We start from the raw sequence: 25,358 nt of genomic DNA, 5'->3' as shown, positions 1-25,358 counted from the left end.
AAAAACGCCGCGCGGTGAACGTTCGGCGCCGATGACGATCCTACCGTGTACCGTATTTTCCCAAAGAATGGCAAACTCGCCCGGTTCTGTTTTTCCGGAGGTGCTGTATGCGTGTTGTTAGTTGGAATATTCACTGGGGTTGCGGCAAGGATGGCAGGATCCGCATCCATGCCATCATCGATGTGTTGCGCAAATTAAATCCCGATGTGATTTGCCTGCAGGAAGTTGCGTCAAATCATGCCGAGCTCGAAGGCAACGCCAACGCCAACCAGTTCCGCCAGCTGGCGGGGGCCTTCGGTGGCTACCAGCCGGTGATCGAACCGACCAGCGAAATCTACCAAAACAACATGCCGCGCCAGTTCGGCAATATGTTGCTCTCCAAATACCGGATCAACCAGGTGCACCGTTACCTGCTGCCATGGCCGCCCGATCCGAACAGTCCGGCCGGCATGCCGCGCGGGCTGATCGAGGCCGTCATCGACGCGCCCGGCGGCAAGGTCCGCGTGCTGACCACGCATCTGGAATACTACTCGCCGGTGCAGCGCATGGCGCAGGTGCGGCACATCAAGTATTTGCATTGGGAAGCGTGCGAGCGGGCACGCATCTTTCAACCGGACCCGACCATGGACCCGCCGTACCAGCTCGGATTCCGGCCTGGCTCGGCGATCTATTGCGGCGACTTCAACTTCACTCCCGATTCGCCCGACTACCAGGAACTGATCGCGCCGGACGACAGCATCGCGCTGCCGCTGGTCGACGCGTGGCGCCTGCGCCATCCGGAAATCGCGCGCGCGCCCACCGCCGGCTTGCATGGCTTCAAGTGGCCGGAGCGGGCCGATTGCTTCGACTATTTTTTCCTCACCAATGATCTGGCATCGCGCGTGACCGAGGTGGAAGTGCAGTCGGAAACGGCGGCATCGGATCACCAGCCGATTGTGCTCGATATCGCATGAGTCCGGCTTCGCGGCGGTGACGCACCGCGCGGCGCGACCAGTCCGACGTGCGGCAAAAGGATGTCATGGACGCGCTGGAAAAAATCGTGCTCGGTCCGGAGCGCCCGATCCCGTTAAGCGAGGCGGACCGCCGGTCGGATGTCGCCTCGCAGCCTCGTCCCACCCCGTCCCGTCCGGTCAAGCCGCCTGTGGCCTCGACTGGCGGTGGTACAGGAACTCCAGCACCCGCGCGCGGTACTCGATATACAGCGCGTCATGCGCCAGCGCCACCCGTTCGCGCGGGCGCTCCAGCCGCACCTGCACAATGTCGCCAATGGTCGCCGCCGGCCCGTTGGTCATCATCACGATGCGGTCCGACAGCAGCACCGCCTCCTCCACGTCGTGGGTCACCATCACCACGGTCGATCCGGTCTGGGCCACGATGCGCAGCAATTCATCCTGCAGGTGCGCACGCGTGAGGGCGTCGAGGGCGCCGAAGGGCTCGTCCATCAGCAGCACCTTCGGTTCCATCGACAGCGCGCGCGCAATGCCCACGCGCTGCTTCATGCCGCCCGATATCTCGTTGGGGCGCTTGAGCGCCGCCGCGCTCAGTCCCACCAGCGCCAGCGCCGCACTGGTGCGATCGCGCAGTTGGCTGACCGATTCCTTGCCCGAGAACACGCGCTCGACCGCCAGATACACATTCTCGAAGCAGCTCAGCCACGGCAGCAGCGAGTGGTTCTGGAATACCACCGCGCGCTCGGGCGACGGGCCGGCAATCTCGCGGCCGGCGCAGATCAGGGTGCCATCGGTCGCCCGGGTCAATCCCGCCAGCAGGTTGAGCAGGGTCGACTTGCCGCAGCCCGAGTGGCCGATCAGGGTGACGAATTCCCCCTGCGCCACGGTCAGGCTGACGTTGTTGAGTACGTGAAAACGCCCCTTGCGGGTCTCGAACACCATCTCGGCGTGCTGCACTTCAATGAATTTCTTGTTCATATCAGTTCCCCGCTTCTTCGTAGGTGAATGCCTTGGCCAGCGCCACCAGGGCAAGTTCGAGCGCCAGCCCGACCACGCCGATGACGACGATGGCGATGAGGATGTGCGGCACGTTCAGGTTATTCCACTCATCCCACACCCAAAAGCCGATGCCGACCCCGCCCGTCAGCATTTCAGCGGCGACGATCACCAGCCAGGCGGTGCCGATGGCCAGGCGCACGCCGGTCAGCATGTAGGGCAAGACCGACGGCAGCAAGATTTTGGTGAAGATTTTCCATTCCGACAGTTGCAGCACGCGCGCGACGTTCATGTAGTCCTGCGGCACGCGCTGCACGCCGGCGGCGGTGTTGACGATCATCGGCCAGATCGAGCAGATGAAGATCGACCAGATCGCCGCCGGATCGGCCGACTTGAACACCAGCAAGCCAATCGGCAGCCAGGCCAGCGGCGAGACAGGCTTGAGCAGGCTGATGATGGGATTGAACATGCCCGCCAGAAAACGGAAGCGCCCGATCATGAAGCCGAGCGGAATGCCGACCGCGGCCGCCAGACCGAAGCCGAGCGCCACGCGCTTGAGCGAAGCCAGGATATTCCAGCCGATGCCCTGGTCGTTGGGGCCGTTGCGGTAAAAGGGATCGGCGAACATGCGCATCGCTTCGGCGAAGGTCACGGCGGGCGAGGGAAAGCTGGTGTTGTTGACCGATAAAATCTGCCACAGCAGCACCAGCAAGCCCAGCCCCATCAGCGGCGGCAGCAGCGCCAGGACCACGCTGCGCAGGCGCGACCTGCCATCGCTCAGCATCACGCCCTGGCTGGCGAGGCGCTCGCTGCGCGGGCGTTTTTCAGGCACCGGCGCGGCCAGCGGAACAGGGCTCGGGGTAGTCGGCATCGATTCCAGCACGGCACTCATCATGGGCTCCCGGTTCAGGCTTTGATCTTGAAGGATTCGGCGTAGGCCTTGGGATTCTTGCCATCCCAAACCGTTCCGTCGAGCATTTTCACCGTGCGGAGCGGCGACTTCGGCACGCTCACCTTGGCCATGGCGGCCGCCTCGGTGTAGAGGCCGATCTGGTTGACGCTGGTGGCGGTGGCCAGGTAATCCGGTTCGGTCTTGAGCAAGCCCCAGCGCTTGTGCTGGGTCAGAAACCACATGCCGTCCGACAGGTAGGGATAGTTGACCGAACCGTCGTTGTAGAACTTCATGTAGTTCGGATCGTCCCAGGTCTTGCCCAGGCCGTTCTGGTAGCGTCCCAGGATGCGCTGGTTGATCACATCGACCGAGGTGTTCACGTACGACTTGTCGGCGATGGTGGCGGCCATCTTGGTCTTGTTGACGAGGCCGGCGTCGATCCACTTGCTCGCTTCCAATACGGCGGCAATCAGGGCGCGCGCGCTGTTCGGGTATTTTTTGGTCCATTCGAGCGTGGTGCCGAGGGTTTTTTCCGGGTGGTCCTTCCAGATATCCTGGGTGGTGGCGGCGGTGATGCCGACGCCGTCGACGATGGCGCGGTGGTTCCACGGCTCCCCCACGCAAAAGCCATCCATGTTGCCGACCCGCATATTGGCCACCATTTGCGGGGGCGGCACGGTGATGACCTTGGCGTCCTTGAGCGGGTTGATGCCGTAGGTCGCCAGCCAGTAGTACAGCCACATCGCGTGGGTGCCGGTCGGGAAGGTCTGGGCGAAGGAGTATTCGCGTTTGTCGGTCTGCATCAGTTTGGCGAGGGAGGCACCGTCCACGCCGCCCTTGTCGGCCACTTTTTTGGAGAGGGTGATGGCCTGGCCGTTGTGGTTCAGGTTCATCAGGACCGCCATATCCTTTTTGGCGCCGCCCACGCCCATCTGGACGCCGTATAGCAGGCCGTAGAGCACATGCGCGGCGTCGAGTTCGCCGTTGACCAGCTTGTCGCGCACGCTGGCCCAGGACGATTCCTTGCTCAGGACAATCTTGATGCCGTATTTTTTATCGAAGCCGAGTACCGAGGCCATCACCACCGAGGCGCAGTCGGTCAGGGGGATGAAGCCGATCTTGATTTCTTCTTTTTCGGGTTTGTCGGAGCCGGCGGCGAAAACACCGCCGCTGGCAAGGCCGGTCAGCGAGACGGCGGCGCCGGCCTTGAGCAGGGTGCGGCGGGTCAGGGTGGAGCGGTCGGTCGTCATGGTTCCCTCGGTTGGCAAGCCAGGCGCAGGCGTGCGCCGTTACCAAAGCATCAGCAAATGGCGTGCCAGCGGGCAATGAGAGTGAGGGAGGAAGAACTTAGCGGCGCAAAGCGCCGTGATGGGAGGTTTTTGGCACCGTTATTGTGCGGCGCACCAAATATGATCGTCGTTTCTGGCACTGCCAGAAACGACTTCCTGGCACTGCCTGAAACGACAGTTTCAGGTCAGCGTTGAACGGTGACGCCCTTCCAGAACGCCACGTGCCCGGCAATTTGCTTGGCGGCATCGAACGGTGCGCGGTAGGTCCACACCGCATCGCGGTTGGTTTCGCCATCGACCAGCAAGCTGAAATAGTTCGCCGTGCCCTTCCACGGGCACTTGGTCTCGGTCGCGCTCGGCTGCAGATATTCCTGCCTGACCGCCGACATCGGGAAATACACATTGTTTTCGACGATCTGCACCTGATCTTCCGTCGCGTCGGCGATCACGGCGCCGTTCCAGCTTGCTGTAGGCATCTCAATGCTCCTGTGACGTGGATTCGGCTGCGATCTGGCGCAGCGCCTGCTCGAACACTTCCGGCGGCTGCCCGCCCGAAATCAGGTGCCGGTCGTTGATGATGATGGCCGGCACCGAACTGATGCCCTGCTGCTGATAAAACCGCTCGCGCTCGCGCACGTCGCCGGCATACGCGCCGCTGGCGAGCACCTCGGCCGCCTGCGCGGCGTCCAGGCCCACTTCGCCCGCCACCCGCGCCAGCACGGCAAGGTCGCCCGGGCTCTCGCCCTTGGTGAAGTAGGTCTCGAACAGCGCCATCTTGAGTTCGCGCTGGCGCCCCTGCAGCTCGGCCCAGTGCAGCAGGCGGTGCGCGTCGAAGGTGTTGTAGATGCGGCTGCGCGCATCCATGTCGAAGCGAAAGCCCAAATCGGCGCCGCGGGCACGGATCATTTCGCGCGTCTGCGCGCCCTGCTCCGGCGTGGCGCCGTATTTTTCAGTGAGGTGTTCGCCGATGTCCTGGCCTTCGGCAACCATGTTCGGATTGAGCTCGAAGGGCTGGAAGTGCAGTTCGGCGCTCGCCACGCCGTCCAGGCGGCCCAGCGCCTGTTCAAGCGACTTGAGGCCAATCACGCACCAGGGGCAGGAGATATCGGATACAAAATCAATTTTCAGCTTGGTCACCAGGTGCTCCTGTCGGTCGGGCGTTCCATTCTAGCGCCAAGCGGCAGATCGCACCCGCACACCCTATTTTTTGGCGCCCGCCGATTTGCTGCCGATCTTGCTTTCCTTGCCGGCCATCAGGTTGGCGATGTTCTGGGTATGGCGGTACAGCAGCAGCGAACTCATCGCCACCACGGCGAAAAACAGTTCATCGATGCCGAATGCCAGCCCGTAGTAAATCGGTGCCAGGATCGCGGCCACCAGCGCCGCCAGCGAGGAGTAGCGCGAGACGAAGGCGACCACCAGCCAGGTCGCCAGCACCGCCAGGCCCAGCCAGACATTGATGCCGAGCAGCACGCCCAGGATGGTGGCCACGCCCTTGCCCCCCACAAAGCGGAAGAACACGGGCCACAGGTGCCCCAGGAACACGGCGACGGCCACCAGCGCGATGCCGGCCGTGCCCACGCCATACTCGCCCGACAGGCGCACCGCCAGCCAGACCGCGAACCAGCCCTTGGCGGCGTCGCCGATCAGGGTGGCGATGGCCGCACCCTTGTTACCGCTGCGCAGCACGTTGGTCGCGCCCGGGTTTTTGGAACCGTAGGTGCGCGGGTCCGACAGGCTGAACAGGCGGCTCATCACCACGGCGAACGAAATCGAGCCGATCAGATAGGCGACGATGGTGAAAATTGCTGTATTCATTGTTGTCTCTCTCGTTGGGAAGAGGCGCCATGCGCCGGGCGTGAATATACACCATAGTCGCGGCCGGATCACCCCTGCTTACCCCTGTTCACCCTCCTGCCGGGGCCGTTCGGGACGCTCCTTCATCAACAGCGCAACATCTCCCCCATCAGACCTTGGCCAGCAGCGGCACGGTCAGGCAGCGCGTGGAACACCTTGCGCTCTTCCCTGCGCCCCATGTCAATCAATCAGCATGCCCATGACCAAGGCCAAGCCCGATCCTGCCAGGCGCCCGAAAAAAGGGACGCTCAACGGAAAACGGCCCTTGCGGGCCGCTTGCGTTACCAGGGGCCAGCCGGCCCCCGCCTTGTCACAGCGCGCTGTCGCGCTCCTGCTTGACCAGCATCGTATTGACGCCATCGGACAGGCTGAATTCGAACGCGCCACCGGCCGGGAGCGGGCCCAGGGACAAGACCGCGCTGCCATGTTGCAGATCCTGCGCCAGGGTCGAGCGCTTGGCATCGGTGACCAAGGTCACCGTCAGGAAAGGATACCGGGTGTGATCCCAGCTCAGTTGCACCTTGCCGGCCTGCTCGCGCACCTGCACCACGGGCTTCCCGCCGTTGACGCTGCCTTCGGGGGTCGGGCGGGCGGTCGACTGCATCAGGTTGGCCGTGCCCTTGACCACCGAAATACTGACGATCGTGCCCGGGTTCGGAATCGACAGGCTGAAGTTCTGCGACTTCATTTCCTCTGCATGGTCGACCACCAGCGTGGAGAACGGATAGTCGAGCGCGCCTTTGGCGGTGACGATACGCAAGGTGTACTCACCCTTGTCCTGCACCCGGGCGCGGCCGATGTACGATTTCAATGGCGACAGCGTTGCCTTGTCGCCGCTGATCTGGCCGCTGACCAGGATCAGATCCTGTGGTGCATTGTCAGCCGTCGCCTTCATCAGCGTGTCCGCCGGGGTCAGGAATGCTTGCATCAGATTGGTGTTGTAGTCCGAAAAGGTGCTGCCGCCGCAATAACTCATGATGTCATGCGTATTCGGGTTGCGCGGATCGAAGAAGGCAGACCTGCTGAACAGATAGCCCCAGGTGTAGTGGCTGCCCGTGCCCAGCTGCGCGTTCGGGTAGGGATACTTCGGGTCCGGCGAGCCGGCGCCGCCGCAAGCGGCGTGGTTCAGACGGTAGTTGTGACCCAGCTCATGGACCACGATACCGCGCAAGCCATCTTCATTCATCGATGGAATATCGGCGGCAACGCCACTGGTGCCCGGCACATAGGCCAGGCCGGCCAGGCCGTAGGTCGCTTTCGGAATGAAGCCGAAGTAATGCTGGCGATCGTTGGCGTTTTCCAGGCGGTGCAAGTCGGCGATTTCGCCCAGGATTTTACCGAACGCATCGCGCCATTCGGTTTCATTGACGGGCAAGCGCGTCACGCGCGACGACACATACGCGGCGCGGCCCGACTGGTTCACGCCCGACACCGGAATGCGATCCTGCACGAAGTCGCGCAGGTTGCCGACGACACGGCCGACCGAACTACCGATCTGGACCGGAATCGTGACCAGCTCCATCGGCACACCACCGCCAACGCGCGGATTGATGGTCTTGTTCTGGCCATTCGCCAGGACCACGCTCAGGCGCAGGCCAGGGCGGACCAGGTCGGCCGGCACCACCGCGATGTACGAGGTGTTCGCATCGGGCACGACGGGGACGCTGGCTGGAAGCGCACCGGCCGGCTTGTTCAGGGCGATTTCACGCAGCACATTGCCATTCGCATCCTTGACCTGGACTTTGCCGTCCGGCTTGGTCACGCCTGGCGTGTTGCTCAGGGCATTGACCTTGACCATCACCGCCTTGCCCCTGATCAAAATCAGGGCGCTGTCGCCGCTGTCGAACAGTTGCGATTGCGCCAGCTGGATGCTGCCGATGCGTGGATCGCCGGAAACCGGTGGCGTAGCGTCGGCAATCGGCGCGCCAGGGATATAGCAGCTTTTCACCAGTCCGGGGGCGGGGTTGGCCATGGCGGTCGTGTTGCAATCGACACCGTCGGTCTTGGTATAGGTGTAGTACTTGCCTTCCGCCCCGAACAGCACCGCGCTGGTGCCGCTGAAATTGCAGCGGCCGCCTTCCGGAGCGCACAAGGTCCACGTGACGGCGGCCTTGTCGCAGCGTTTGGCGATGCCCGGCGTCGGATCGCCGAACACATTGCTGTTGCAAGCGACGCCGCCGGTCGCCGTCTTACTCATGAAGCTGGTGCCGGAACCATAGCGCACGGTGCGCGTATCGCCGAAAGCGCACTGGCCGCCCTCGGTGCCGCACGCTTCCCAGGTGCTGGTGACTTCGCAACGCTTGGCCGCGCCCGGTGCCGGATCGCCAAAGGTGGCGTTGTTGCAGGAGGCGCCCCAGCCCAGCGTCTTGCTGACGAAGCGGTCGCCCGCGCCATAGCGAACGGTCTGGTTGCCGGTGAAAACGCAACGGCTGTTTTCGTTGGCGCAAAATGTCCATTGCGTGGTCGATGCAGCGGCGGCCACGCCCATGGCGCTGGTAATGGCGATCGGGGCGGCGCCAGCATCGGCAAGGCCGGCCGCGCTGCCGGCATTGGCGCCGCCGCCAGTCATCACCCCGGTTGCGGCCGCATCGGCCGTGCTCACGACAGGCGGTGGGGCGTCCGCGCCGGCGGCGCGGGGGGCGCTCGATGCGCCTGTGTTATCGCCGCATGCGGTCAGCACCCCGCTGGTTAAGGCAATCATTGCCAGGCATTTCAACAAACGTCTCATATCGACTCCGGTTCAGCGTTTCAAGGATGTATTTCTATGCAAACAGGCTGCACATTATCCTGCCGGACTCGACAAAGTAAACTTTTGTTAAGAATATTAGTGAAATTTTCGTAAAATTTTTGTATCAAAACCACGGCTGAGGATGCGCCAAAGGCATCCGAGACGGTTAGCCGCCTCAAATACTTTCACTCATGCATTTATTCGCATCCCCACGCCTGGCGCGCGTCGGACGGCCAGCGTCTATTCTTCCAGCGCGCAGCTCACCGCGCGCGCGCCGAGCAGATCGACCAGCACCTGCGGAGCGATGCCGACCAGGTAGCCGCGCCGGCCGCCGTTGATATAAATCGTTTCCAGCACCAGGATGCTTCCTTCCACATACACCGGCAGCGCCTTGCGCGTGCCGAACGGCGAGGTGCCGCCGATCTGGAAACCGGAATGGCGCTGCGCCACCTCGGGCTTGCACGGCTCGACCGACTTGCAGGGAATGGCGCGCGCCAGGTTCTTGGTCGACACCTTGCAGTCGCCATGCATCAGTACGATGAGCGGCTTGGCCGCTTCGTCCTGCATCACCAGCGTCTTGACCACCGAATGCTCGGACACACCGAGCTCGCGCGCCGACACCGACGTGCCGCCATGCTCTTCATACGGATAGGGATGTTCGCTGAAAATCACACCATGCTTGCGCAGGAACTGCGTCGCCGGTGTTTCGGAAATGTGCTCTTTCTTGGCCATGCGTGATACGCTAAACGTTCAATGAGGAGTTTCTTATTATGCAGCAAGAAATTCGCTTTGCCACCTTCAATGTGTACAACCTCGCCCCGCCCGGCGCGAAGCTGTACGACAATCTCCTGCCGTCCACGCCGGAAGAATACGAGGCCAAGCTGAACTGGACCGCACGCCAGATCGACCTGCTCGATGCCGACGTGATCGGCTTCCAGGAGATTTTTTCGCAGGCCGCCCTGCGCGAAGCGCTGGCGCGCACCCGCCGCTACCGCGACGCCTTCCACGTCGGCTTCGATCCCGATCCGGCCGCCGAACGCCTCACGCCCAGCGTGGCGCTGGTATCGCGCCTGCCCCTGGCCGCGCCCGGCGTGGCCCACCTGCAGTTCCCCGAGGGCGTGGCGCTGCCGCCCGGCAGCCGCGAAGCCGACCGTTTTTCGCGCGCCGTGATCCATGCGCCGGTGATCGTCTCGCCCGACTGCACGGTCGACGTGGTGGTGGTGCACCTCAAGTCCAAGCGTCCCGACTACCGCAACGGCGACAGCAGCGAAGACCCGCAACTGTACGCGCTGGCCTGCCTGCGCTCGCTGATCCGGCGCGGCACCGAAGCGGCGGCCCTGCGCGTGTTCCTGAGCCAGCTGGCCAAAGAACACCAGCGTCCGCGCGTGGTGCTGGGCGACTTCAACGATGTGGCCGACGCCGTGACCACCATGATCGTGCTGGGTAACGGCAATACCCTGGGCGACCGCATGTTCGACGCCTACCAGCTGCAGCAGCGCCAGGATCACCTGCGCCACGTGGGCTTTTCCATCGTGCACGACAGCCACTACACGACCATCGACCACATACTGGTGTCGGAAGAATTCAACGCTGCCCTGCCCAACGCAATCGGCGAGGTGGTCGATGTGGTGTACCTGAACGACCACGTCGTGCTGGAACTGCCCGAGGCGTCCGACCACGGCCAGGTGCTGGCGCGTATCCGCCTGTTCGACGGGCCGCGCGGCCTCAGCGAGGGCGGGGTTTGAGGTCCGGGTCGCTCGACGCCATGCTCGCGTAATACCCCTGGTAATCGTCGCAGCCATGCTGCCGTAGAAACAGCAGCTGCTCGGCCGTCTCGACGCCCTCGGCGATCACGCGCAGCTTGAGGCTGCGCGCCACCGCGATGATGGCCGGAATCAGATTCGCCTTGGCGGACGCGTTCGCGCTCGCATTCGCCGGCGCGTTCGCGTTCGCCGGCGCGTCCGTATTCGCGTCCACAATGTCTTTCACGAACGAGCTGTGGATCTTCAGCTTGGTCAGCGGATAGCGGCGCAGGAAGCTCAGGCTCGAATACCCGGTGCCGAAGTCGTCGATGGTCAGCTGCACCCCGAGCGCGCGCAAGGTGGCGATGGTGGCCATGGTGGCGTCGTCGCCGCGCATGATGACGCTTTCGGTAAACTCGAGGTCGAGAAATTCGGGCGCCAACCCGGACAGCCGCAGCGCTTCCTCGACGCTGTGCACCAGGCCGCTGTCGATGAACTGCGCCCCCGACAGATTGACCGCCACCACCACCGGACAGCCCTCGTCGCGCCACGCGCGCGCCCGCGCGCACGCCTGGCGCAGCACCCATTCGCCGATCGGCACCATCAGCCCGCATTCTTCGGCCACCGGAATGAACTGGTGCGGCATGAGCAGCCCGCGCTGCGGATGGCGCCAGCGCAGCAGTGCCTCGACCGCGATGGTCTGGCCGCTGGCGATGTTCACCTCGGGCAGGTATTCGAGCAGGAACTCCTGGTTCGACAGCGCATGCCGCAATTCGTTCTCGATCTGCACCCGTTCGATGACGTGGGCATTCATGTCGGCATTGAAGAAGCTGAAGGCGTTGCGCCCGTTCTGCTTGGCGTGGTACATGGCCACGTCGGCGTTTTTCAGCAGGGTGTCGATGTCGGCGCCGTCGTCCGGGCAGATGGCGATGCCGATCGAGACCGACAGGCTGATCGTGTGGCCATCGCTGCGCACCGGCTGCGCCACCGCGTGCATGACGCTGGTGGCCACGTGGGCGGCCTGGTCGACCCCGCCGATGTCGGCCAGGATGACTACGAACTCGTCGCCGCCCTGTCGGCTGACGGTATCGACCCCGCGCACGCAGCCGGTGAGGCGCGTGGCCACTTCCTTGAGCACGGCGTCGCCCACGTGGTGGCCGAAGCTGTCGTTGATGCCCTTGAAGCGGTCCAGGTCGAGGAACATGACGCCCACCTTGGTGTGCTGGCGCCGCGCCGACACCAGCGCCTGCTGCAGACGGTCGAGGAACAGCACGCGGTTCGGCAAATCGGTCAGGAAGTCGTGCTCGGCCAGGTAGCGGGTCTGTTCCTCGGCGCGCTTGCGCTCGGTGATGTCGGTCATGATCGCCATGTAGTTCGAGACCTGCTCGGCGCTGTCGCGAATGGCCGTCACCGCTACCCATACCGGGAGATCGCCCTCCTCGCGCCGTACGCAGCACACCTCGCCTTCCCAGTGGTCGTGCACCGCGACGAAGTCCCAGATCTGCTGGTAGAACGCCGGTTCGTGCATGCCCGAGCGCAAGCCCGGCACGTCGCCGCCCATCACCTCGGCCGCCGCCACCCCGGTCAGGGCGGTAAACGCCTGGTTGACCGCGATGACCCGGTAGTGGCGGTCGGTGATGAGAATGGCGTCGCGCGACTTCTCGAACACGCGCGCGGCCATGGCCAGCGCATGTTCGGCCGCCTTGCGCGGGGAAATGTCGCGCAGCACCGCGTAGGACAGGAATTCATGGTCCAGGGTAACCGAGGTGAGCAGCACCTCGGCCCAGATATGGGTATGGTCCGACAGGTAGAATTCCCACTCGTAGCGGTGGTTGCCGTCGATAAAGGCGCGCGCCGTCAGGGCGGCGTCGGCCACGGTCGAGGTTTCGCCGGTGGCCTGCACCTCGGGCGAAAAATCGAGCAGGGTCTTGCCGACCATGTCTTGCTTGCCGGCGCAGCGGAACATGGCTAGGGCGGCCGGGTTGGCATCGATGATGCCGTTGCCCTTGATTAGCACGATGGCGTCGGTCGAGCGCTCGAACAGCTGGCGGAAGTTGATGCCCGCTTCGATCAGGTCCGCTTCGTCGACCTTGCGCTTGCTGATGTCCACTTCCATGCAGAACAGTTGCTGCGTCACGCCGTCGCGCAGCACCGGGAAGTGGGTCGAATACAGCCAGCGCTCGGCGCCGTCGAGGCGCTTGATGCGCCAGTCGCGCGGCGGCGCCGTGCGGCCGGTCTTCCAGACCGTGTCGAGCGTGTTGCGGAAGTCTTCCTCGCGCTCCAGGTGCGAGGCCAGGCTGGTCAGGGGACGCCCGACCGCCTCGGCCGAACTGACGCCGAAGACCTCGGCGCAGGTATGGTTCCAGTAGCGCACGATGCCGTTGCGGTCGGTGCTGTGCACGGCCACCGTCGGCGCCAGTTCAAGGGCAGCGACGAAACGGTACAGGACGTCGAGCGCCTCGCGTCCCGGTCCATCCGGCTCGACACTGCCCATTTGGGCAGGTTTATCAGCACTCACGGCGATCCCTTCATTTCGTTGTGGACAGAGCTTGCCGGCACGCCGGCCATGACTTCTTAGACCCATTCTGACGACCCAGGTTCGGTTCCGTTTGCGCGCACGCAAAGTGGAGGCCGGGAGAATTGTTTCTAATCCGCAAAATTTGCGCTTTGTCGGGTTTTTTCGCAGTTCGTCGTGCACAAACGGCGGTCTGTCGCATTCGGGGTGCGGCCGGGGCGCCGGTTTTCTATAGTGACAACATGCGCCCGTGACACCATCCTGCGCACAGGACGGTGCACCTGCGCTCCGCAAGGCGAGCCGCACTGCGCCCCAACCACCCGCCCGACCAGAAGAAGACCAAGCCACCATGAAACTCGAGACCTTGCCCAGCGCGCCGGCCCAGCCCACCCTCCGCAAGCCACGCTGGCGCGCTCCCGCGCTGGGCGTACTGATCGTCGCCCTCGGCGCCGGCGCCTGGTTCACCGTGCAGGCGCGCAAGCCGGCCGCCCAGGGCCCGGACGCCAAGAAGGCTGCGCCGGTGTACGAACTGGCGCGCGCCGACGTGGCGGCGATCGCCGCCGGCGAGCTGAGCGTGAACATGCCGCTGTCCGGTTCGCTCGCGCCGCTGACCCAGGCCACCGTCAAGTCCAAGGTCTCGGGCCAGGTGCTGGAAACGACCGTGCAGGAAGGCATGAACGTGGCCGCCGGCCAGGTGCTGGCGCGGCTCGACCAGGCCGACCAGAAGGCGCGCATGGCGCAGCAGCAGGCCGCGCTCGATGAAGCCACTGCGCGCCTGTCGATGGCCACCAAGAACAATGCCAACAGCGCCGCCCTGCTGGCGCAAAAATACATTTCGCAAAACGCCTACGACACCACCGAAAACAGCGTGGCGCTGGCGCGCGCCAGCGTGCGCGCCGCCCAGGCCCAGGTCGAGCTGGCACGCATCGCCCTGAACGACACGGTGATCCGCGCGCCGCTGGCCGGCGTGGTCAGCAAGCGCCATGTGCAGGCCGGCGACAAGCTCTCGCCCGACATGCCGGCGTTCTCGATCGTCAACCTGCAGCAGTTGACGCTCGAAGCGCAGGTGCCGGCGTCGGACATTCCGCGCGTGAAGGTCGGCCAGGAAGTGCGTTTCCGGGTCGATGGCTATCCATCCCGCACTTTCCCCGGCAAGGTGGCGCGCATCAACCCGACCACCGAAACCGGTTCGCGCGGCATGCTGGTCTATATCAGTGTCGACAATGCCGACAGCGCCCTGCGCGGCGGCATGTTCGCCAAGGGCGCGATCACCACCCAGAAATCGGCACTGCGCCCGCTGCTGCCGGTCGCCGCCCTGCGCAAGGACAAGGAGAAGGGTAAGGAGATCGACGTGGTCTACGTCGTCGAATCCGGCAAGGTGGTGGTGCGCCCGGTCACCCTCGGCCTGCGCAACGACGATGAAGGCATGGTCGAAGTGACCGATGGCCTGGAGCACGGCGCGCGCGTGATCACCGCCCGCCTCGACGCGGTCAAGCCCGGCAGCCAGGTAAAACTGAGCGAGCCGCCGGCCACCGCCAGCGTCACCAGCGCGCCGGCCGCCCCCGCCGCTCCGAAAGGCTGAGCCATGTGGATCACAACAACCAGTATCAAGAATCCGGTGTTCGCCACCATGGTGATGGTGGCCCTGGTCGTGCTCGGCCTGTTCTCGTACCGCCGCCTGGGCGTGGAAAGCATGCCCAACGTTGCCATTCCGGTCGCCTACGTGCAGGTTAACTACCCCGGCGCCTCGCCCGAACAGGTGGAAAACGACATCACGCGCCCGCTCGAAGACGCCATCAACACCGTCAGCGGCGTGAAGAAAATCCGCAGCAATTCCTGGGAAGGCCGGGCCGGCGTGCAGGTCGAATTCCACCTGTCGACCAACATGGACAAGGCCATGACGGACATGCGCGACAAGATCGGTCTCGCGCGCCCCGGTTTTCCCAAGGAAGCGAAGGAACCGTTCATCGCCCGTGAAGAAGGCGACAACAGCCGCGCCATCGTGGAACTGTCGCTCATGTCGGACAAGCGCAGCCTGCGCGAACTGTCGACCCTGACCGAGCAAGTCATCACCAAGCGCCTGCAGGGCGTGGCCGGGGTCGGCCAGGTGCGCGTGCGCGGCACGACCAACCGCCAGATCCTGGTGCATATCCGGCCCGACGGCCTGGCCAGCCAGAACATCGGCGTCGATGAAGTGCTGCGTGCGATCCAGAGCACCAACGCCAATCTGCCGGCCGGGAACATCGCCTGGGGCGCGGCCGAACGGCTGGTGCGCATCGAAGGCAAGATCAAGGATGCGCGCGGCTTTAACAAGATCATCGTGGCGCGCCGCGCCAGCGGCCCGGTCTACCTCGAGCAGGTGGCCGACGTGATCGACGGCGAACAGGAAGAAACCTCGATCTCGCGCATCAACGGCAAGCGCGCCATCACGCTCGAAGTGACCAAGATCCAGGACGCCAACGTGGTCGAAGTGGGCACCGGCATCAAGAAAGCCGTCACCGCCATGGGCGCCACCCTGCCGGCCGACATCCGCATCGATATCCTCGAAGACCAGTCCGACCGCGTGCAAAAGCAGCTCGACAACGTCAAGCGCACCATCATGGAAGGCGCGCTGCTGACCATGCTGATCGTGTTCCTGTTCCTGCACTCCTGGCGCAGCACCATCATCACCGGGCTGACGCTGCCGATTTCGGTGATGGCCAGCTTCATCGCCATGCAGTTCTTCGGTTTCACGCTCAACTTCCTGACCTTGATGGCGCTGTCGCTGTGCATCGGCCTGCTGATCGACGACGCCATCGTGGTGCGCGAAAACATCGTGCGCCATCTCGGCATGGGCAAGAGCCACACCCAGGCCGCCAACGACGGCACCAATGAAATCGGGCTGGCGGTGATGGCCACCACGTTCGCCATCGTCGCCGTGTTCGTGCCGGTCGCTTTCATGGAAGGCATCATCGGGCGCTTTTTCCTGCAGTTCGGGATCACGGTGGCGGTGGCGGTGATGGTGTCGCTGTTCGTCAGCTTCACGCTCGACCCGATGCTCTCCTCGGTCTGGCGCGACCCGGTCAAGGACCGCTTCAAGTACGTGCCGTGGCTGGGCCGCGGCATGGACAGAATCGAGCACGGCATCGAGCGCCTGCACCTCTGGTACGGCAAGGTGCTGGAACTGGCGCTGCGCTGGCGCAAATCGACCCTGGCGCTGGCGCTGGCCCTGTTCGTCGGCAGCCTGGCCTTGATGCCGATGATCGGCGGCGAAATGTTCCCGGAAACGGACGACGGCTACATCCACATGGAGTTCAAGGCGCCGGTCGGATCGAGCCTGGAATACACCGACCAGAAGATGCAGCAGGTCGAAGCGGCCCTGAAACCGTTCAGGGAAATCGAGGCCGCGATCACCACCGTGGGCACCGACAACGGGCGCCACACGGCCCAGATGAACCTGAAACTGACCGACGTGCACAAGACCGGGCGCCGCTCGCAGAAGGAAGTCGAGGCCTTGATCCGCGAGCGCCTGCAGTCGATCGCCGGGATCACCATGTCGGTGGGCTGGAAGCCGATCTTCATCGCCATCCTGGGCCAGGATGAGGCCAAGCTGGACGCCGTGGCGCACCAGCTGATCGACAAGATGCGCGCGATCAAGGGCATCGCCGACCTCGAATACAGCCAGGAAGGCGCCAGTCCGGCCACCATCGTCAAGATCAACAACGAGCTGGCCAGCGACCTGGGGCTGTCGACCCAGCAGATCGGGCTGGCGCTGCGCCCGTTCGTGGCGGGCGACCAGATCAGCCGCTGGCTGGCGCCGGACGGGCAGAACTACGACGTCAACGTGCAGCTGCCGAAGTCGGGGCGCCAGAAAGTGGCCGACCTGGGCGACCTGTCGCTGGCATCGAGCAAGCGCGATGCCGAAGGCAATCCGGTGATGGTGCCGCTGCGCCAGGTGGTCCAATTCGTCCCCTCGACCAGCCCGCAGGTGCTCAAGCGCCAGGCGCTGGAGCGCCGGGTGGCGATCTACGCCAGCGCCGAAGGGCGTCCCACGGGCGACGTGGACGGCGACGTCAAGCTGGCCATGAAGAGCATCGAGCTGCCCGAGGGCGTGCGCTTCGACGTCGGCGGCGACGCCGAGCAGATGGCCGAAACGATGGGCGCGGCCGGTACCGCGCTGGGCATCGCGGTGATCTTCATCTACCTGGTGCTGGCCTCGCAGTTCGGCAGCTTCCTGCAGCCGATCGCGATCATGGTGTCGCTGCCGCTGTCGATGATCGGGGTGCTGATTGCCTTGCTGGTCACGGGCAGCACCCTGAATATTTTCTCGGTGATCGGGATCGTGATGCTGATGGGGCTGGTGACCAAGAACGCGATCTTGCTGGTGGACTTTACCAATCACGGGCAGCGCGAAGGCAAGAGCCAGCACGATGCGATCCTGGAGGCCGGCCAGGTGCGCTTGCGGCCGATTTTGATGACGACCCTGGCGATGATCTTCGGCATGCTGCCGATGGCGATCGGCATGGGCGACGGCGGCGAAACGCAGGCGCCGATGGGGCGCGCGGTGATCGGCGGGGTGATTACCTCAACCTTGCTGACCTTGGTGGTGGTGCCGGTGGCGTACACCTACCTGGACAGCCTGGGCAGGCGCGTGGCGCGCTGGTTCAGGGGCAACGAGAAGGACCAGGAGCATGACGGGCAACACGAAGTGAAGCATGAGGAAGACCGGGCCGCCGTCGGCGTTTGAGCAGCCGTCGCGCCATCGTGAATCGCAACAATCGCACAGTGCAGGGGGACAGCTTGTCCGTTCCCCTGCGCCGCTCACCTGCTACTGAAGGAGACCCATGCAACGTTCTTTTCTGTTTCTGTTGTTCGCCGCCGCGCCGCTGGCTGCACAGGCAGCCGATGCCACCGATAATCAGTTGATCGAACGCGCAGTGCGCGACTATATCGAGTCGCAACACAAGGCCGATCCGCAACGCATGGAACGCGGTCTCGATCCCAGGCTCGCCAAGCGTACGTACTGGCAGGCGGCCGACGGCACCGAATTCATCATGAATACCGACTTCGATGCCATGGTCAAGGTTGCCCGTACCTACAACAAGGATGGCACGAAATTTCCGGCACAGCCGCGGGTGGACATCAAGATCCTCGATGTCGACCAGCGTATGGCGACCGTCAAGCTGAGCGCCGACGAGTGGATCGATTATATGCACCTGTATAAGAACCAGCGCAGCGAGTGGAAGATCGTCAATGTGCTCTGGCAGTACCATGATACTGCACGCCAGGTCAGCAAAAAGTAAGCTGGCTGTTCGCGGCCCGGTGCGGCGCGCCGGCGGTCGCGGGGCGACGCTGGCGCGCATCGTGCGCGCCGCTCGCCGGGACGATGGGGAATTTATTCCGGCTTCGCTTCCTCGGCATCATCCTCATCCGGTGTCTCGTTCTCTTCGCCGCCAGGCGTGGTCTTGGCTTCCAGCTTGCGCCTGGCCTTCTCGTCCGCCTTTTTCTTCTTTTCTAATTCCCTCTGCCGCTTTTCGTACTGGAAATTAGTTTTAGCCATGGATCACCTCTTGGGTTATAAAAGAAAGGGGGGTAGTAAGACAGCATTATGACCCAGTTATGCGTTCGGCATTTGAATTAACCACGTGGGTGATGCTCCGCATGCAGGCGCTTCATGCGCTCGCGCGCAACATGCGTGTAAATTTGTGTAGTCGAAATATCCGCGTGCCCCAGCAACAGTTGCACAACCCGCAAGTCGGCGCCATGATTGAGCAAATGCGTGGCGAACGCATGGCGCAGGGTATGCGGCGACAGGGGTGCCGTGATGCCGGCATTGCCCGCATGCTTCTTGATCAAAATCCAGAACATCTGGCGCGACATCGGCCCTCCGCGCCCGGTCACGAACAGCGCATCGTCCATCTGGCCGTTCAGGATGATGCCACGCGCCTCTTTCAGGTAGCGTTCGATCCACTGGCGCGCCACCTGACCGAACGGCACCAGGCGCGTTTTGCTGCCCTTGCCGGTGATGCGCAGCACGCCGTCGTTCAGGCTCAGCTCCATCATTTTCAAGGTCACCAGTTCGGACACGCGCAAGCCGCTCGCATACATCAGTTCGAGCATGGTGCGCTCGCGCAGTCCCAGCGGCGTGCTCACGTCGGGCGCCTGCAGCAAGGCTTCCACCTGCGCCTCGGTCAGGGTATGCACGAAACGCTGCGGCTGCTTGGCCGAGGCCATCTGCAGGCACGGATCGGCCGTCATTTCCTTGTTGCGCAGCGCCAGCTGGTAAAAGCGCTTGAGCACCGACAGGCGGCGGTTGGCCGTACTCGGCTTCGATTCCGCATGACGGTCCGAAAAATACCCTTCCAGATCGCTCGGGCCCACCGCGTGCAGGCTGGCCAGGGCCGGACGCGTTACTTCCAGCCAGCGCGCGAACAGGCGCAGGTCGCGCCTGTAGGCGTCGATCGAGTTTTTCGCCAGCCCCTGCTCCAGCCAGAGCTGGTCGCAGAAGGCGTCGATCAGTTGAAGATTGACTGCTGTTGCCATGGTCCCTTGCCCGCCCCTTCATGCGCAAGCAGCCAGCGCTTGACGCCCAGGTGGAAACCATTTTCATCATCGTGGTGCGAAAAGCCGCCCAGTCCGCCGGCGGCGGTGACCCGGTGGCAGGGAATGATGATCGGGAACCAGTTGGCGCCGCAAGCCTGGCCCACCGCGCGCGGCGCCGAGCCGATGTGCTTGGCGACCTGTCCATAGGTACGCACGGTGCCGCGCGGGATCGAGGCGATCGCATCCCACACCTTGCGCTGGAAGACGCTGCCGGCGTCCAGCAGCGGCAAAGTGAAGCGGAAATCGGGATCAAGCAGGTAGTGCGCCACCTGCTGCGCGGCCAGTTCGGCGACCGCATCGAGCGCGTCTTTTTCACCAAAGTGGGGCGGCAGGTAAACCAGCTCGCGCACGCGCGCGGCTTCGGTGCGGATGCCGACCGCCCCGAAGGGCGCTGCCACGATAGCCGAAAAAATAGTCTCTGCTTGATTGTTCATGTACGCAGTGTAGCGCAGCGACGGCGCCAAACCAATCCGCCGACGCTGCGCACGGACGAAAAAAAACGCACCTTGCGGTGCGTTCCAAATTTTGTTCACGTTCCCGGCCGTTTGGTCATGCCAACAGCATTCTGTAAAACGCGTGTCTCCTCGATATTTTCTCCGGTATGAACTACCGATTCTTCTATCTTCCCACTCCCCCAACCTGCAATCCGTTCGCCCCATTCGCACCAGTATGGTGCTGAATCGGTGCTCATCATAACGTATTTAATTTCGGAAAATGTGGCTTTTTTTACACGCCGGGGGAAAATATATTTCAGTTGTAAATTAAATTTGGCAGCCACAGGGAGATCTGTGGTACGTACGTCACCACCACCAGGAAGCCCAGCATCGTCAGCAGCCACGGCATGACCGCCACCGTCAATTCCGAGATGCCCATCTTGGTAATGCCCGAGGCCACGTACAGGTTCAGGCCCACCGGCGGATGGCACATGCCCACTTCCATGTTGACGATGATCAGGATGCCGAAGTGCACCGGATCGATGCCCAGTTTCATCGCCACCGGGAACAGGATAGGCGCCATGATCAGGACGATCGACGATGGTTCCATCACGTTGCCGGCCAACAGCAGCAAGATATTCACGACCAGCAGGAAGCTGACCACGCCCAGGCCCTGATCGGTAATCCAGGCCGCCATCGCTTGCGGAATGCCTTCGCTGGTCATCAGGAACGAAAACAGCATCGCGTTGGTGATGATGTACAGCAGCATGGCCGACATCGACGCCGAATCGAGCAGTACCTTGGCGACCTGCTTGAACTTCAAGTCCTTGTAGACGAACACGGCGATGATGAAGGCGTACACCGCCGCCATCGCGGCCGCTTCGGTCGGGGTGAACTTGCCCGAATAAATCCCGCCCATCACGATCACGATCAGCAGCAAGCCCCAGGCGCTCTTGCGGAACGCATCCCAGCGCTCGCCCCAGCTCGCCTTCGGCATGCGCGGATAGTTGTGCTTGCGCGCCAGGAACCAGGTGGTCAGGCCCAGCAGGCCGGCCAGCATGATACCCGGCACCACGCCGGCCATGAACAGCTGGCCGACCGAGGTATTGGTGGTGACCGAATACATCACCATCACGATCGACGGCGGAATCAGGATCCCCAGCGCGCCCGAGGTGGTGATGACGCCGGCGCCGAAGCCGCGCGGATAGCCCTGGCGCACCATGGCCGGCAGGATGATCGAGCCAATCGCCACCACCGTGGCCGGGCTGGAACCGGACACGGCCGCGAACAGCGCGCAGGCCATCACGCCAGCCAGCGCCAGGCCGCCGTGCCAGTGGCCCACCATCGAGGTGGCGAAGTTGATCATGCGCCGCGCCACGCCGCCGTGCGTGAGGAAATTGCCCGCCAAAATGAAGAACGGGATCGCCATGATCTCGAACTTCTCGATGCCGGTAAACAGCTTGAGCGCGACCGACTGGATCGGCACGTCGGTCATGGTAAACAGGAACGTCAATACGGTCAGGCCGAGCGAAATCGAAATCGGCATGCCCGTCAACATCAACACGATCAGCAGGGCGAAAATGATGGCGGCGTTCATGCGGCACCGCCTTTCGCGGCGGCGATCTCGTCGTCCAGGCCTTCGACATGGCCGTGGTCATGCTTGGGCAAGGTGCCGGTGCGGATGAAATGCACGGCCACCTGGATGAAGCGGAAGCACATCAGGTAGGAACCGAGCGGCACCGCCAGGTACACCAGCCACATCGGCACTTCAAGGTCGGACGAGGTCTGGTCGGTCTGCGCCATGTGCCAGACGAAATTGGCGCCCAGGGTACCGACGATGGCGGTAAACGTGGCGCCGGCCAGCAGGCCGAACACGATGAACTTGTCGCGCCATGGGGCGCTCAGGCGGTTGATGATCACATCGATGCCGACGTGGATGCCGGTGCGCACGCCATACGCGGCCCCGAATTTCGCCATCCAGACGAACATGTAGATGCACAGTTCCTGGGCCCAGCTGGTGTTAATTTGAATCAGCCAATCCTGCACGCCCGGAATCGGCAGGCCGGAAAAATAGCGGTGGACCACCGCAACGAACACAACGAGCGTGGCTGCGCCCATCAGGCTCGCAATGATCCACTCTTCCAGATGGTCGAGAAATTTCATGTCGAATCCTTAATTAAAAAGGAAAGGGAGATAGGTGCGGCACGCGCCGGCGCCCTGCTCCAGGCAGGGGCGCCGGGGGCTTGTGTGTTTACTTCGCTGCCGCGGCCGTTTTGTTGATCGCACCGATCAGCTCAGCGCCGATGCGGCTTTCCATCTGTTTGTGCACCGGCAGCAATACCTTGCGCCATTCGGCCTGTTCGGCCGCGGTTGGCGTGTAGATGGCGGTCTTGCCGGTTTTCCTGATCGCCTCGAGCGCCAGGTCGTTATCGCGCTGGGCGATGGCTTTCTCGAACGTGGTGGCCTCGGCCATCGCCTTGACCAGGCTGGCGCGTATATCGGCCGGCAAGCCATCCCAGAATTTCTTGTTGACGATGACGGCATAGCCCAGGTAGCCGTGGTTCGACAGGGTCACGTGCTTCTGCACTTCGTGCATCTTTTGCGTGAACATGTTCGATGGCGGATTCTCGGTGCCGTCGACCACGCCGGTCTGGAGCGCCTGGTACACCTCGGAGAAGGCCAGCACCTGCGGATTGGCGCCGAGCGCGCGCATCTGGGCGTCGAGCACCTTGGACGACTGGATGCGCAGCTTCTGGCCGCGGAAGTCGGCCGGCACGCGCAGCTGCTTGTTGGCCGACATCACCTTGAAGCCGTTATCCCAATACGCCAGGCCGGTAATGCCCTTCGGTTCGAGTTTTTGCAGCAAACCCTTGCCGATCGGGCCTTCGGTGACGCTGTACAGCGCCGCCTTGCTCGGGAAAATGTAAGGCAGGTCGAAGGCTTCGAATTCCTTCACACCCAGCGGGCCGAACTTGGCCAGCGAGGGGGCCAGCATTTGCACCGCGCCCAGCTGCAAGGCTTCGAGCTCTTCCTTGTCCTTGTACAGCTGGCTGTTCGGGTAGACTTCGACCTTCACCCGGTTCATGGTGGCTTTCTCGGCCAGCACCTTGAAGCGCTCCGCGGCCTGGCCTTTGGGTGTGTCGGTTGCCACAACATGGCTGAATTTGATGACGATCGGCGCTTGCGCCCATGCATTGAAACTGGCCGCGGCGGCGAGCGCGACGACGAGCGATTTAATTTGCATACTTGTCTCCCTGTTAATGGTAACCAACATTTCTTGACTGCAAGGCAGTCTGCCAACCGTCATTCTGCACTGCAATTGTGGATAACCACAATAGCCAAGAGACACAATTTCGGACACTTTGCGCCATGACTTCCTCATCCAAGCCCACGCGTCCCCCTTTCGTGCTCGGCGGCCCGTGGCGCTGGCTGCTGCCGGTGCTGCTGGTGCTGCTGTTTCTGGCGGTACTGTTCTGGCTGCCGTGGCAGGCGCGCCAGATGGAAGCCAACGAGCGCCAGGAGCAATTGATCGCCGACACCCTGTGGGTCGAGCAAACCATCCGCTTCGAACTGACCCGCAACGAGGAAGCGCTGGCCGCGCTCGGCGCCGAACTGGCCGAAGGCAAGCTGGACCAAGCGGTACTGCAGGCGCGCCTGGCCCAGATGATCAAGCTCAGCCACGAGCTGGAGCAGGTGCGCTGGTACGATGCCGACGCCCGCCTGATCTTGTCGAGCGCGGCGCCCGGCGCCCCTTCCCTGCGCGAACCCGCGCGCGACGCCGCCGAGATGGCGCGCGCCGGGCGCAGCGGGCGCTACGCCGAACCGTATCGCGGCGCCCTGCCCCACCAGCGCCTGCTCGACTACCACCTGCCGCTGTTTCGCGACGGCGCCTACGTGGGCAGCCTGGTGGCCACGGTCGACCTCAAGATCCTGCTCGACGAAACCGTGCCCTGGTGGTTCGCCCAGGATAACGCCATCTCCCTGCTCGACCGCGACGACGCGCTGCTGGCCAAGCGCGCCGCCGCCGGTCCCGGGCGCGGGGTGTACACCCACAAGCGCGCGCTCGACCTGGCGGGCGCCTCGGTCATGCTGGCCACCGACAGCGTCAAGAGCGAGCCGCGCCTGCTGCCCAACCTGCTGGTCGGATCGGTGGTGCTGCTGGCGCTGGGGCTGGTGGCCAGCCTGGCGGCGCTGTGGCGCCACATCGCGCGCCGGCTGGCGGCCGAAGGCGCGCTGCGCCAGCAGATGGCGTTTCGCACGGCCATGGAAAATTCGCTGGTCACCGGCCTGCGCGCGCGCGACCTGGAAGGGCGCGTCACCTACGTCAACCCGGCGTTTTGCCAGATGGTCGGCCTGCCGGCCGAGGAACTGCTGGGCAAAACCCCGCCCATGCCCTACTGGGCGCCGGAAGCGATGGCGGTCTACCAGCAGCGCTTCGCCGCCGTGCTGGCCGGCGAAGCGACCCAGCAGTTCGAAACCATCTTCCAGCGCACCGACGGCGTGCGCGTGCCGGTGCTCATTTTCGAGGCTCCGCTGGTCGACAGCGACGGGCGCCAGACCGGCTGGATGAGTTCGATTCTCGACATCTCCGACCTGAAACGCGTCGAGGAACTCAACCGCCAGCAGCAGGAAAAGCTGCAAGCGAGCGCGCGCCTGGCCACCATGGGCGAGATTTCCTCGATGCTGGCGCACGAGCTGAACCAGCCGCTGGCGGCGATCGCCAGTTACACCACGGGCGCGCTGAACGTGCTGGGACGGGCCCAGGCCAGCGCCGAGGCGGTCGACGCCGGCCAGCTCAAGCCGGCGCTGGAACAGGCCAGCCTGCAAGCCCAGCGGGCCGGCCAGATCATCCGCAGCGTGCACGAGTTCGTCAAAAAGCGAGAACCGCAGCGCCAGCAGATTGGCGTCCATGCCCTGGTCGAGGGCATTTACGCGCTGATCGAACTGCAGGCGCGCAAGTTTTACGTGGTGCTGGAAACCCATATCGCGCCCGACCTGCCGTGCGTGAGCGCCGACCGCATGATGCTCGAACAGGTTTTGCTGAACCTGACGCGCAACGGCATCGAAGCGATGCAGGACATCGCCCCCGGGCGGCGGGTACTGCGCATCAGCGCCACCTGCGAGCATGGCCAGGTGTGCGTGGCCGTCACCGACCAGGGCCACGGCATTGCGCCCGAGGTGGCCGAACGCTTGTTTTCGCCGTTTTTCTCGACCAAGGCCGAAGGCATGGGCATGGGTTTGTCGGTGTGCCGCAGCGCCGTCGAATTTCACGGCGGCAGCCTGAAACACGCCGCCAATCCGGCCGGCGGCACCATCTTCAGCTTCAGCTTGCCGGCGCAAGCGGCGCCGCTGGGGTAGACTACGCGAAAAACC

At 63.8% G+C, this 25,358-nt stretch carries 22 protein-coding genes; 6 read left to right on the top strand and 16 right to left on the bottom strand.

The window, feature by feature from the left end:
- Positions 1-107: 107 nt before the first annotated feature.
- A complete protein-coding gene (locus tag CR152_RS13010) occupies positions 108-953 on the top strand; it encodes an endonuclease/exonuclease/phosphatase family protein (RefSeq protein WP_099875281.1) in 846 nt (281 codons plus the stop codon).
- Positions 954-1,130: 177 nt separating this feature from the next.
- Here CR152_RS13010 and CR152_RS13005 read toward each other — a convergent pair whose 3' ends face one another.
- The 8 genes from CR152_RS13005 to CR152_RS12970 all read right to left on the bottom strand — a co-directional run bounded on the left by CR152_RS13005 (position 1,131) and on the right by CR152_RS12970 (position 9,444).
- Positions 1,131-1,928, bottom strand: a complete 798-nt coding sequence (locus CR152_RS13005) for an ABC transporter ATP-binding protein (protein WP_099875280.1) — start codon at positions 1,926-1,928, stop codon at positions 1,131-1,133.
- A gap of 1 nt (position 1,929) precedes the next feature.
- Entirely contained in the window at positions 1,930-2,730 is an 801-nt protein-coding gene (gene ntrB / locus CR152_RS13000; RefSeq protein WP_229413813.1) for a nitrate ABC transporter permease, read from the bottom strand.
- Positions 2,731-2,852: 122 nt separating this feature from the next.
- Positions 2,853-4,088, bottom strand: a complete 1,236-nt coding sequence (locus CR152_RS12995) for a CmpA/NrtA family ABC transporter substrate-binding protein (protein ID WP_099875279.1) — start codon at positions 4,086-4,088, stop codon at positions 2,853-2,855.
- A gap of 224 nt (positions 4,089-4,312) precedes the next feature.
- Positions 4,313-4,603, bottom strand: a complete 291-nt coding sequence (locus CR152_RS12990) for a DUF427 domain-containing protein (RefSeq protein ID WP_099875278.1) — start codon at positions 4,601-4,603, stop codon at positions 4,313-4,315.
- A gap of 1 nt (position 4,604) precedes the next feature.
- Positions 4,605-5,267, bottom strand: a complete 663-nt coding sequence (locus CR152_RS12985) for a DsbA family oxidoreductase (RefSeq protein ID WP_099875277.1) — start codon at positions 5,265-5,267, stop codon at positions 4,605-4,607.
- Between the two features lie 60 nt (positions 5,268-5,327).
- Positions 5,328-5,945: a glycerol-3-phosphate 1-O-acyltransferase PlsY gene (gene plsY / locus CR152_RS12980; protein ID WP_099875276.1), complete on the bottom strand. Its 618-nt coding sequence runs from the start codon at positions 5,943-5,945 to the stop codon at positions 5,328-5,330.
- Between the two features lie 349 nt (positions 5,946-6,294).
- Positions 6,295-8,712: a M66 family metalloprotease gene (locus CR152_RS12975; RefSeq protein WP_157778463.1), complete on the bottom strand. Its 2,418-nt coding sequence runs from the start codon at positions 8,710-8,712 to the stop codon at positions 6,295-6,297.
- A 240-nt stretch (positions 8,713-8,952) separates the two neighbouring features.
- Entirely contained in the window at positions 8,953-9,444 is a 492-nt protein-coding gene (locus CR152_RS12970; protein ID WP_099875274.1) for an aminoacyl-tRNA deacylase, read from the bottom strand.
- A gap of 38 nt (positions 9,445-9,482) precedes the next feature.
- Here CR152_RS12970 and CR152_RS12965 point away from each other — a divergent pair, with 38 nt between their 5' ends.
- Positions 9,483-10,457 carry an endonuclease/exonuclease/phosphatase family protein gene (locus tag CR152_RS12965; protein ID WP_099875273.1) on the top strand — a complete coding sequence of 325 codons (975 nt, stop codon included), beginning with the start codon at positions 9,483-9,485 and terminating at the stop codon, positions 10,455-10,457.
- Here CR152_RS12965 and CR152_RS12960 read toward each other — a convergent pair.
- Positions 10,438-12,972, bottom strand: coding sequence for a sensor domain-containing protein (locus CR152_RS12960; protein ID WP_229413371.1), 2,535 nt, complete (start codon positions 12,970-12,972; stop codon positions 10,438-10,440). The genes CR152_RS12965 and CR152_RS12960 overlap by 20 nt on opposite strands.
- Positions 12,973-13,318: 346 nt before the next feature.
- Here CR152_RS12960 and CR152_RS12955 point away from each other — a divergent pair, with 346 nt between their 5' ends.
- The 3 genes from CR152_RS12955 (at position 13,319) to CR152_RS12945 (ending at position 18,251) form a co-directional block, all read left to right on the top strand.
- Complete coding sequence (locus tag CR152_RS12955; RefSeq protein WP_099875271.1) at positions 13,319-14,551, top strand: efflux RND transporter periplasmic adaptor subunit; 1,233 nt, start codon at positions 13,319-13,321, stop codon at positions 14,549-14,551.
- Between the two features lie 3 nt (positions 14,552-14,554).
- Positions 14,555-17,695, top strand: a complete 3,141-nt coding sequence (locus tag CR152_RS12950) for an efflux RND transporter permease subunit (RefSeq protein ID WP_099875270.1) — start codon at positions 14,555-14,557, stop codon at positions 17,693-17,695.
- 97 nt (positions 17,696-17,792) lie between these two features.
- Positions 17,793-18,251, top strand: a complete 459-nt coding sequence (locus CR152_RS12945) for a nuclear transport factor 2 family protein (RefSeq protein WP_099875269.1) — start codon at positions 17,793-17,795, stop codon at positions 18,249-18,251.
- 92 nt (positions 18,252-18,343) lie between these two features.
- Here CR152_RS12945 and CR152_RS33645 read toward each other — a convergent pair whose 3' ends face one another.
- The 7 genes from CR152_RS33645 to CR152_RS12920 all read right to left on the bottom strand — a co-directional run bounded on the left by CR152_RS33645 (position 18,344) and on the right by CR152_RS12920 (position 23,229).
- Complete coding sequence (locus tag CR152_RS33645) at positions 18,344-18,508, bottom strand: hypothetical protein (protein WP_167087072.1); 165 nt, start codon at positions 18,506-18,508, stop codon at positions 18,344-18,346.
- Between the two features lie 77 nt (positions 18,509-18,585).
- Positions 18,586-19,491, bottom strand: a complete 906-nt coding sequence (gene xerD, locus CR152_RS12940; RefSeq protein WP_099875268.1) for a site-specific tyrosine recombinase XerD — start codon at positions 19,489-19,491, stop codon at positions 18,586-18,588.
- Entirely contained in the window at positions 19,464-19,985 is a 522-nt protein-coding gene (locus tag CR152_RS12935; RefSeq protein ID WP_099882292.1) for a methylated-DNA--[protein]-cysteine S-methyltransferase, read from the bottom strand. Before CR152_RS12935 ends, xerD begins: the two co-directional genes overlap by 28 nt.
- Positions 19,986-20,080: 95 nt before the next feature.
- On the bottom strand, positions 20,081-20,329 hold the full coding sequence (locus CR152_RS32895) for a hypothetical protein (RefSeq protein WP_157778462.1): 249 nt from the start codon (positions 20,327-20,329) through the stop codon (positions 20,081-20,083).
- Positions 20,302-21,582 (bottom strand): TRAP transporter large permease, encoded by a 1,281-nt coding sequence (locus CR152_RS12930; RefSeq protein WP_099875267.1) that lies wholly within the window; start codon positions 21,580-21,582, stop codon positions 20,302-20,304. Before CR152_RS12930 ends, CR152_RS32895 begins: the two co-directional genes overlap by 28 nt.
- On the bottom strand, positions 21,579-22,148 hold the full coding sequence (locus CR152_RS12925; protein WP_099875266.1) for a TRAP transporter small permease: 570 nt from the start codon (positions 22,146-22,148) through the stop codon (positions 21,579-21,581). The genes CR152_RS12930 and CR152_RS12925 overlap by 4 nt, the downstream gene beginning before the upstream one ends.
- 88 nt (positions 22,149-22,236) lie before the next feature.
- Positions 22,237-23,229, bottom strand: a complete 993-nt coding sequence (locus tag CR152_RS12920) for a TRAP transporter substrate-binding protein (RefSeq protein ID WP_099875265.1) — start codon at positions 23,227-23,229, stop codon at positions 22,237-22,239.
- A 125-nt stretch (positions 23,230-23,354) separates the two neighbouring features.
- Between CR152_RS12920 and CR152_RS12915 the strand changes: the two genes are divergently transcribed.
- Positions 23,355-25,343 (top strand): PAS domain S-box protein, encoded by a 1,989-nt coding sequence (locus tag CR152_RS12915; RefSeq protein ID WP_099875264.1) that lies wholly within the window; start codon positions 23,355-23,357, stop codon positions 25,341-25,343.
- Positions 25,344-25,358 lie beyond the last annotated feature (15 nt).

It is taken from the genome of Massilia violaceinigra, assembly GCF_002752675.1.
In the GTDB taxonomy this organism is placed as follows: domain Bacteria; phylum Pseudomonadota; class Gammaproteobacteria; order Burkholderiales; family Burkholderiaceae_D; genus Telluria_A; species Telluria_A violaceinigra.
The sequence above is the reverse complement of the archived record's forward strand: the minus strand, read 5'-3'. Positions and strand labels throughout refer to the sequence as shown.

Excerpts from the sequence above, each read along its gene's own strand:
- CR152_RS13010 (WP_099875281.1), top strand. The coding sequence starts at position 108 with ATGCGTGTTGTTAGTTGGAATATTCACTGGGGTTGCGGCAAGGATGGC.
- CR152_RS13005 (WP_099875280.1), bottom strand. The coding sequence starts at position 1,928 with ATGAACAAGAAATTCATTGAAGTGCAGCACGCCGAGATGGTGTTCGAG.
- ntrB (WP_229413813.1), bottom strand. The coding sequence starts at position 2,730 with ATGCTGAGCGATGGCAGGTCGCGCCTGCGCAGCGTGGTCCTGGCGCTG.
- CR152_RS12995 (WP_099875279.1), bottom strand. The coding sequence starts at position 4,088 with ATGACGACCGACCGCTCCACCCTGACCCGCCGCACCCTGCTCAAGGCC.
- CR152_RS12990 (WP_099875278.1), bottom strand. The coding sequence starts at position 4,603 with ATGCCTACAGCAAGCTGGAACGGCGCCGTGATCGCCGACGCGACGGAA.
- plsY (WP_099875276.1), bottom strand. The coding sequence starts at position 5,945 with ATGAATACAGCAATTTTCACCATCGTCGCCTATCTGATCGGCTCGATT.
- CR152_RS12975 (WP_157778463.1), bottom strand. The coding sequence starts at position 8,712 with ATGAGACGTTTGTTGAAATGCCTGGCAATGATTGCCTTAACCAGCGGG.
- CR152_RS12970 (WP_099875274.1), bottom strand. The coding sequence starts at position 9,444 with ATGGCCAAGAAAGAGCACATTTCCGAAACACCGGCGACGCAGTTCCTG.
- CR152_RS12965 (WP_099875273.1), top strand. The coding sequence starts at position 9,483 with ATGCAGCAAGAAATTCGCTTTGCCACCTTCAATGTGTACAACCTCGCC.
- CR152_RS12955 (WP_099875271.1), top strand. The coding sequence starts at position 13,319 with ATGAAACTCGAGACCTTGCCCAGCGCGCCGGCCCAGCCCACCCTCCGC.
- CR152_RS12950 (WP_099875270.1), top strand. The coding sequence starts at position 14,555 with ATGTGGATCACAACAACCAGTATCAAGAATCCGGTGTTCGCCACCATG.
- CR152_RS12945 (WP_099875269.1), top strand. The coding sequence starts at position 17,793 with ATGCAACGTTCTTTTCTGTTTCTGTTGTTCGCCGCCGCGCCGCTGGCT.
- CR152_RS33645 (WP_167087072.1), bottom strand. The coding sequence starts at position 18,508 with ATGGCTAAAACTAATTTCCAGTACGAAAAGCGGCAGAGGGAATTAGAA.
- xerD (WP_099875268.1), bottom strand. The coding sequence starts at position 19,491 with ATGGCAACAGCAGTCAATCTTCAACTGATCGACGCCTTCTGCGACCAG.
- CR152_RS12935 (WP_099882292.1), bottom strand. The coding sequence starts at position 19,985 with ATGAACAATCAAGCAGAGACTATTTTTTCGGCTATCGTGGCAGCGCCC.
- CR152_RS12930 (WP_099875267.1), bottom strand. The coding sequence starts at position 21,582 with ATGAACGCCGCCATCATTTTCGCCCTGCTGATCGTGTTGATGTTGACG.
- CR152_RS12925 (WP_099875266.1), bottom strand. The coding sequence starts at position 22,148 with ATGAAATTTCTCGACCATCTGGAAGAGTGGATCATTGCGAGCCTGATG.
- CR152_RS12920 (WP_099875265.1), bottom strand. The coding sequence starts at position 23,229 with ATGCAAATTAAATCGCTCGTCGTCGCGCTCGCCGCCGCGGCCAGTTTC.
- CR152_RS12915 (WP_099875264.1), top strand. The coding sequence starts at position 23,355 with ATGACTTCCTCATCCAAGCCCACGCGTCCCCCTTTCGTGCTCGGCGGC.